General features: G+C 35.0%; 8 protein-coding genes. 2 read left to right on the top strand and 6 right to left on the bottom strand.

Annotation, left to right across the window (positions count from 1 at the left end):
• The first annotated feature begins 537 nt into the window (after window positions 1-537).
• Entirely contained in the window at window positions 538-1,470 is a 933-nt protein-coding gene (locus tag C6H08_RS10385) for an ATP-grasp fold amidoligase family protein (protein WP_233708574.1), read from the top strand.
• 230 nt (window positions 1,471-1,700) lie between these two features.
• On the opposite strand, the gene C6H08_RS10380 is transcribed toward C6H08_RS10385, so the two are convergent.
• From C6H08_RS10380 to exbB, 3 genes are read right to left on the bottom strand one after another with little or no spacing between them, the layout of a single operon-like run.
• Complete coding sequence (locus C6H08_RS10380; RefSeq protein WP_034562920.1) at window positions 1,701-2,444, bottom strand: energy transducer TonB; 744 nt, start codon at window positions 2,442-2,444, stop codon at window positions 1,701-1,703.
• Window positions 2,410-2,802 carry a TonB system transport protein ExbD gene (exbD, locus tag C6H08_RS10375; protein ID WP_005219135.1) on the bottom strand — a complete coding sequence of 131 codons (393 nt, stop codon included), beginning with the start codon at window positions 2,800-2,802 and terminating at the stop codon, window positions 2,410-2,412. Before exbD ends, C6H08_RS10380 begins: the two co-directional genes overlap by 35 nt.
• A gap of 11 nt (window positions 2,803-2,813) precedes the next feature.
• The gene (exbB, locus tag C6H08_RS10370; protein WP_034564463.1) at window positions 2,814-3,248 is read right to left on the bottom strand and encodes a TonB-system energizer ExbB; all 435 of its coding nucleotides are present in this window, start codon (window positions 3,246-3,248) and stop codon (window positions 2,814-2,816) included.
• 499 nt (window positions 3,249-3,747) lie between these two features.
• Here exbB and C6H08_RS11400 point away from each other — a divergent pair, with 499 nt between their 5' ends.
• Entirely contained in the window at window positions 3,748-3,909 is a 162-nt protein-coding gene (locus C6H08_RS11400) for a hypothetical protein (RefSeq protein WP_158656870.1), read from the top strand.
• A 451-nt stretch (window positions 3,910-4,360) separates the two neighbouring features.
• Here the strand turns inward: C6H08_RS11400 and C6H08_RS10365 are convergent, their stop codons facing one another.
• The 3 genes from C6H08_RS10365 to C6H08_RS10355 form a co-directional block, all read right to left on the bottom strand.
• Window positions 4,361-5,050, bottom strand: coding sequence for an HAD-IB family hydrolase (locus C6H08_RS10365; protein WP_034580203.1), 690 nt, complete (start codon window positions 5,048-5,050; stop codon window positions 4,361-4,363).
• A 16-nt stretch (window positions 5,051-5,066) separates the two neighbouring features.
• The gene (locus tag C6H08_RS10360; protein ID WP_080745701.1) at window positions 5,067-6,140 is read right to left on the bottom strand and encodes a pyridoxal phosphate-dependent aminotransferase; all 1,074 of its coding nucleotides are present in this window, start codon (window positions 6,138-6,140) and stop codon (window positions 5,067-5,069) included.
• Window positions 6,127-6,561: ATP-grasp fold amidoligase family protein (locus C6H08_RS10355; protein WP_104686194.1), on the bottom strand; the 435-nt coding region annotated here is incomplete at its 5' end. The genes C6H08_RS10360 and C6H08_RS10355, both read right to left, overlap by 14 nt.

Genomic DNA, 6,561 nt, shown 5'->3' with positions numbered 1-6,561 from the left:
AATACACATGATTAGGACCGATAGAAGAAGATATAAAAAAACTTAAAAAAAAAACAACAAAATTAAAAAAAAAATTTAAAACCATATTTTCACAAAACAAAAAAAAAAACAAAAAAAACAGGGGGGGGGGGGGGCAAATATAGCCTAAATCAAAACAATACAGATTTACAAAATAACCCCACACTAAACACAACAACTTCTATTATCTCACAAACACAAAATAAAGAATATTGCAATCCAAATCAAAATAACACAGAATCTCGCAATAAAACTTCACAAGCAACACAACATAAAGAAAATGAAAGCATAAATTCTACTTCCATTTGTCATACTGAACCTTTAGGTGAAGTATCTAAAACTTTAGAATCCAAACAAGATTCAAGCAAAGATATTTCGTGCTTACACACTCAATATGACAAGAATCTAGATTCTAAAAATTACGCCCTAAACCCCGCAGCCCACCCAAATTCAGCACAGAATCTAGAATCCACATCAGCAGAGTACGCAAACAAAACTACAAATTCTAGCAGTTGTTCTGTGGCTTTGGAGGCTTTAGCTGACTTAGAGGGTAGGAGTTATCTAAGCGATATGACTATCCATCACAATTCAGTCAAGCGTTCAAATTGCATAGACAAGGGAGCAAATTTAGAGAATCTAGAAACCACACAAAACACACCACAAAATCCTATACCTAACCAAGCAACACAGATTCTAAACTCACTTCTTGCTAAAGATTCCCTACTTTTCCAACCTATTGACACACTCACACGAGAACTCTTTGCTACAAATGAATGTCAATACTTACCAAAACTCTATGGAATCTATAAAAGTGTAGATGAGATTGATTTCTCTAAACTTCCACAAAGTTTTGTCCTAAAGACAAATCACGATAGCGGTGGTGTGGTCTTAGTGAAAGATAAAGTTGCTTTTCTAAAAGATTCTAAAAGTTTTAGTGAAGCTATGGACAAGCTCACGCAACATTTAAATACAAACTTTTACACACTTTATAGAGAATGGCATTACAAAGACATAGAGCCTAGAATCTTTGTGGAGGAGATGTTGTTAGAGACTAACGCAAATGGGGAAGCTAAAGTGCCAAGTGATTATAAAATCCACTGCTTTGGTAAAACAAAATACATACAAGTGGATACCGATAGATTTGTTGAGCATACAAGAAGTATTTTTGATGAGAATTGGAATGTTATGCCGATAAAATATCTTTATCAGCCTCCAAATATCATTCCAAATAAGCCCGAACACCTTAACATTATGCTTGAGATTGCCCGTATGTTAATAATGTCGCCTTATCTAAGAGTTGATTTGTATAGTATCCAAGGTAGAATTGTGGTTGGGGAACTTACTTTTACCCCAGAAGGTGGCACGGGCAGATTCACACCACAAGAATGGGATAAAAAGCTTGGGGATATGTGGAAACCAAATCCAAATTGGTTTTCAGTGGCCAAGCCCTGAATAATCAGTCATCACATCGAAAACAAAAGCTATGCAACTTTGCCAAAATTCATTAGAGAAAAATCTTGAGTTTTTAAACACAAAAGATGTCTGTTAAATTACCACAAGTAAAAAGTAGATACAATTTAGATGTCAAAATCTCAATATAAAAGATACGGCATGTTAATATTGCTTTGTGTATTGCTTATACAATGAAACATGTTTTTAATATAAATCGCACCTTATCCAACTTACCCTCTCTGTAAATTATAAACAATTGGAATCTCAACATATACATTTTCGTCTGGTTTTGGGAAATGCTTACACGCTCTTTTTAAGGTCTTAATCGCAGCTTTATCAAGCAAAGCATGTGGTGAACGCCTCACAATCTCAAAACGAGAAACCTTTCCATTTATATCGATATAGAATTTTACAAGCACCTCTCCTTCATACCCTCTTTGCAATGCAAGCGGCGGATAGATGTGTCGCTTCTCTACCGCACGATGTATGGCTTGCAGAAACTCGTTTTCATTACCATCAGAGAAACGCATAATCTTGATATTTTCTTGTGCAAATGCTTCATTATCAGGCTTTGCTGTCGTAGTGGCTTTTGTCGCCTCTGTCTCTTGTGCGACTTCTTTTGGAGATTCTGGAATCTTTTCTGCAACCTCTTTTTGTGGCTCTTCCATAGCTTGTAATGGCGTAGGTTCTGGCTTTGGCGGGGCTTGTATCATCTCTTTTTTTGGTTTGTGTATTTGTGGCTTATGCACCTTTTTTGGCTGCTCTACTCTCTCTGCTATGGGGTCTTTGCTTGGAGGGGCAAAGGCTGAAAGCTGAATGGTTATAAACTGGTCGCCATTCTCTTTTTCTGTGAAAATATTTGTGCTACTATATATGCTATAGCTAAAGATTCCCACCGCACCTATAAATGCGAATGCAACACCATAAAAGCTTGGATTCTTAATTACGCTGCGTATCGATTCTAAATTTATCATGATTATGCCCCTTTTTTGTGAGCTGGTCTATCACAAACACTAATCGCTCAAGACTAGAATTCTTATCACCTTTAAAATGCACCATAGAATCATTTGGTATCGTGCTTATAAAAGATTCAAAGTCATCTATATTTATTTCCTTATCATCTACATATATATTATTGTCCGCATTAACTACAATTATAATGGGCTTTTCATCATCTTTTTTTTCCTGTTCTGTGCTGCTTGCATTGGGAACTTCTACCTTTATTTTCCCCTGTGAGACAAAGGTAGAGATTGATAATACAAGTGCGAGTAGGACAAGCATAATGTCGATAAAAGGGACAATATTTAATCCATCTCCGCGTTTAATTTTCATAATAATTCCCTTTAGTCTGCATGTTTCTTATTTAGAATCTTGAAGCGATTTACCTTTGTGTCTGCCACACGCAAAAACGCATTATAAATCATTAAAGTAGGAATAGCGACTACAAGCCCAAGTGCTGTTGCTTTCAATGCCATAGATAGCCCAAGTGTTATGCTTTTTACATCAATGTTACCACTACCACCCATATCATAAAACACAATCATAATGCCTACCACCGTGCCTAAAAGCCCAACATAAGGTGCATTAGAATACACGATATATAAAAGTGTGAGATTCTTACTCACATCTTCTTCTAGCTCTTTCACATCGGTGTATTTCTCAAACTGCAAACGAGTAAAAAATATAAATCTTTCAATACTAAAATACACAACAAGCAATGCCATAAAACCCAAAATACTAAATACAAGCGGATCAAGATAGATTTTTAAAAACTCCATAATACCTTGCAAAATAAACTCCATATTCAATTTTATATGATTTGCAATAATAGCATAATAAGATTAATTTTTACTTTTAGTAATATTAAAATATGAATTTTTGATAAGCTTTGTTATCCTATAGGTAAGGATTACTGCACGAGAGAAACAAAGATCCGTCCTACTGAAAAGTTTGTAAAAAATCTATGCAAAGATAAGTTTAGAGTAGCTGCACTCATTGGCTATACGCATAATGAAGTAGAGAATGGCGGGTAAGTCATTTAGATTATGCAATAACAAAATATCCACTGCATGAGTGGAAGTGGAATGAAAAAGAAGTAAGTGAGTTTAAAAGAGAAGCAAAGCAAATATTATTATTTCATGACAATGAGTTTAGCGAATATGAAACTTGCTTTTATAGGAGGTGATACATGAATATTACAGAATATGATTACATAGAATACAGACATACAAGTTTAGATTTTATGGAAAGAAAATTAGATGTGCTAAAGGATAAAGAATGAAATTTTGCACAAAAATATTTTATATAAATAGAGAAGATAAGAAAACTTATTTTGTTTATGATATTGTGGTTTATAAGTCTGGCGACACTGATTTTACATGCGTTATATATGCTTCTTGCAGTGTTGGCAACAATAAAAGCGTAGTTTTTAAGGAATGAGTGTTTAGATTGCTACAACCTACAAGTAAGTCCAGTGCATGATAGAAAATAAAAACAAGGGTTCAAGTATGAAAAAATCTAACCTTTCGTGTAAAAGAGGTGTGTCGCCTAAAGGCTCAACAAAACAATCTTTAACTTTGTTATTATTGACTGCACTTTACATATCGCATATGCACAATTTTTGCAAACTCTTTTTTACTTAAACCGCTTTCTTTTAATCTCTTGTCACGCCCTGTATAAAACATAAAACCCCTTAGGTTGGCGTTTCGCAAACATGAAACACTAAGAAATGAATCGCTTTAATAAAGTCTGAAAGCTTGTTTTTTGTTTTGCAAGGAATGTGGGGGTATATACACATTAATCAAATTATAAAAGATGTTTAATATGGGGCCTTTGTTGGTGCTAATGTGTGGTTAAGTTGTGTTTAGGGCTGGTAGTTCAAGCAAAAATCCTAAACAATCTCAAATCCTAAAATCTTCGCCCATTCTATATCTTTTCCACACTCTACAACAATGCCATTACCCACTAAACTTAGCAAAGGAATATCACTAGGGCAATCACTATACGCATAGCTTTGTGCTAAATCATACATTGATAGATCAAGTGTTTGTGATAACTTGTAAAGCTTTCTATGCTCCATCGTATGAATACCTGCCATATTGCCACTTAAAACCCCCTCACTACTCTCCAGCGAAACCGCCACAACATATTGAATCCCAAAATACTTTGCAAAAATGCGAATATATATCTCAAAGCCACCTGATACAATCGCTATGGTGTGTCCCAACTTTTGATGATAATGCAAGCGTTCTATAATGCGTTCATTAACACGCAAAAGCAATTCTTTTTCAAAGAAATCTTGTGCTATATTTTCTGCTTCTTTTAGACCCAATCCCCGCAAAACTTCAAAATTAACAGGTTTTTGAATAAATCTATCGCGATATGATTTAGGTAAAACTTTTTGAATCCTCTTGCCTACTTTACGCTTCAGTTTAGCATACACTCTATGTCCCAGACCTTGTTTCATATTGTAGCCACGATAATTTGCGACAATCTCTAAATATCTTGCTGCACTTTGAAAATCTACAAGCGTTTCACAAAAATCAAATAATGCCAACACTCTATTATTCTGCTCTATCATCTAGCATTTTCTCCAATCACTCATTGCAAAATCTCTCTATTTCTCTAACAACACACTGCATTTGCTCTCTTGTGCCTATACTAATACGACAATGCTTATCTACAATATGCGAATAATCTCGTATAAAAATATTCCTTTTTTCTAAAAACATTTTTAATCCATTTATATCCCTATGCTGAATAAAAACAAAATTAGCATTTGATGGATAAAGTTTAAACTCTCGCATAGAATCTAACGCATTTATAAAAAACTCTCTTGCCAATCTAACTTCTTTTACATAAGATTCCATATATTCTTTATCTTTTAGTGCTGCAATGGCTGCTACTTGTGAGAGATGAGTAATATTTTTTGCATTACGAAGTAAATTTAATGCAGCAATGTTTTGTGCAGAACTCAAGCAATAGCCTATGCGAAATGATGCTAAGCCAAATGCCTTTGAAAATGTTCTTGTGATGATAAGATTCTGCATTGTTGGTAATAAATATGCCACACTTTTACCACAAAACTCATAATACGCCTCATCTATAATAAACAGCATATCGCCATATTTTGTGATAAGTAATTCTAGTTTCAATATGTCGTGCAATGTGCCAGTTGGATTGTTTGGATTACATATATATACTATTTTTGGTTGGTTGTTTGCAAGAAAACTATCAAGCAAATTAAAATCAATATTGCCCTTTTCATCTGTGTGAAAAAATGCACTTTGAAGCCCCATGCCATCAGCCCTTGAGCGGAAATTATCATAAGTTGGTGCGACGATACATACTCTATCGCCAACGCTCCCAAAGACTTGCAAAATAAACTCGTGCGAACAATCAGAGCTTGCAAAAATCTCTACACATTCACTTGGCACATTTGCATAATTACTTAGAAGGGCTAATAACTCTGCATTGTGCGTATTTGGATACCAGTGCAAGTTATCACTCAAAACAGCTTGTTGCAAGGCGGTTAGGACTTTTGGCGATGGCGGCATACTAGATTCATTCCAATCAAGCTTTAGAATCTCTTCTTTTTTTGAAATCTCCCATACCTTATGTGCGATAGGGATATAGGGCTTAAGATTTTGTATAAAACTATTTGGCTTCATCGCTCCCCCTGTTATATGAAGTGTGCTTCCACATATCACCTAGCTTTTTATCCCAAGATTCTGGGATAAGCCTTTCTGTCCCACAAGCGTGTGTGAAAGTCAGCTCCCCCACAACGATTTTTTGCCCCTTAGCAAATGGCATATAATACAAATCCACACGCACATAATCAAACATTTGAGAAAGCATAAAGGCTAGTCTTTTAAGATGCTCTAACTCACTGGGCTTTGGTGGAATGGGATTGTTTGCATTATCATAAAGAAAACCAAATGGGGCAAGTTGCCAATCTTTATCTAAAATCGTGCGTTTATAATTTGTGAATCTATCGGCAGTAAGCTGAATATAACAATCTTCTAAACCTTGAAAAATATGAAATTTATAGGTATCTGGATCTTTTGTGCCATCTAACAACATCTCCTCCAC

Origin of the sequence: Helicobacter bilis (genome assembly GCF_900198365.1) — a bacterium.
Taxonomy (GTDB): Bacteria; Campylobacterota; Campylobacteria; order Campylobacterales; family Helicobacteraceae; genus Helicobacter_A; species Helicobacter_A bilis_B.
This window is presented reverse-complemented; position numbering and strand designations above follow the sequence as displayed.

Coding starts and splice junctions, on each gene's coding strand:
- C6H08_RS10380 (WP_034562920.1), bottom strand. CDS start 2,444: ATGATAAATTTAGAATCGATACGCAGCGTAATTAAGAATCCAAGCTTT.
- exbD (WP_005219135.1), bottom strand. CDS start 2,802: ATGAAAATTAAACGCGGAGATGGATTAAATATTGTCCCTTTTATCGAC.
- exbB (WP_034564463.1), bottom strand. CDS start 3,248: ATGGAGTTTTTAAAAATCTATCTTGATCCGCTTGTATTTAGTATTTTG.
- C6H08_RS11400 (WP_158656870.1), top strand. CDS start 3,748: ATGAAATTTTGCACAAAAATATTTTATATAAATAGAGAAGATAAGAAA.
- C6H08_RS10365 (WP_034580203.1), bottom strand. CDS start 5,050: ATGATAGAGCAGAATAATAGAGTGTTGGCATTATTTGATTTTTGTGAA.
- C6H08_RS10360 (WP_080745701.1), bottom strand. CDS start 6,140: ATGAAGCCAAATAGTTTTATACAAAATCTTAAGCCCTATATCCCTATC.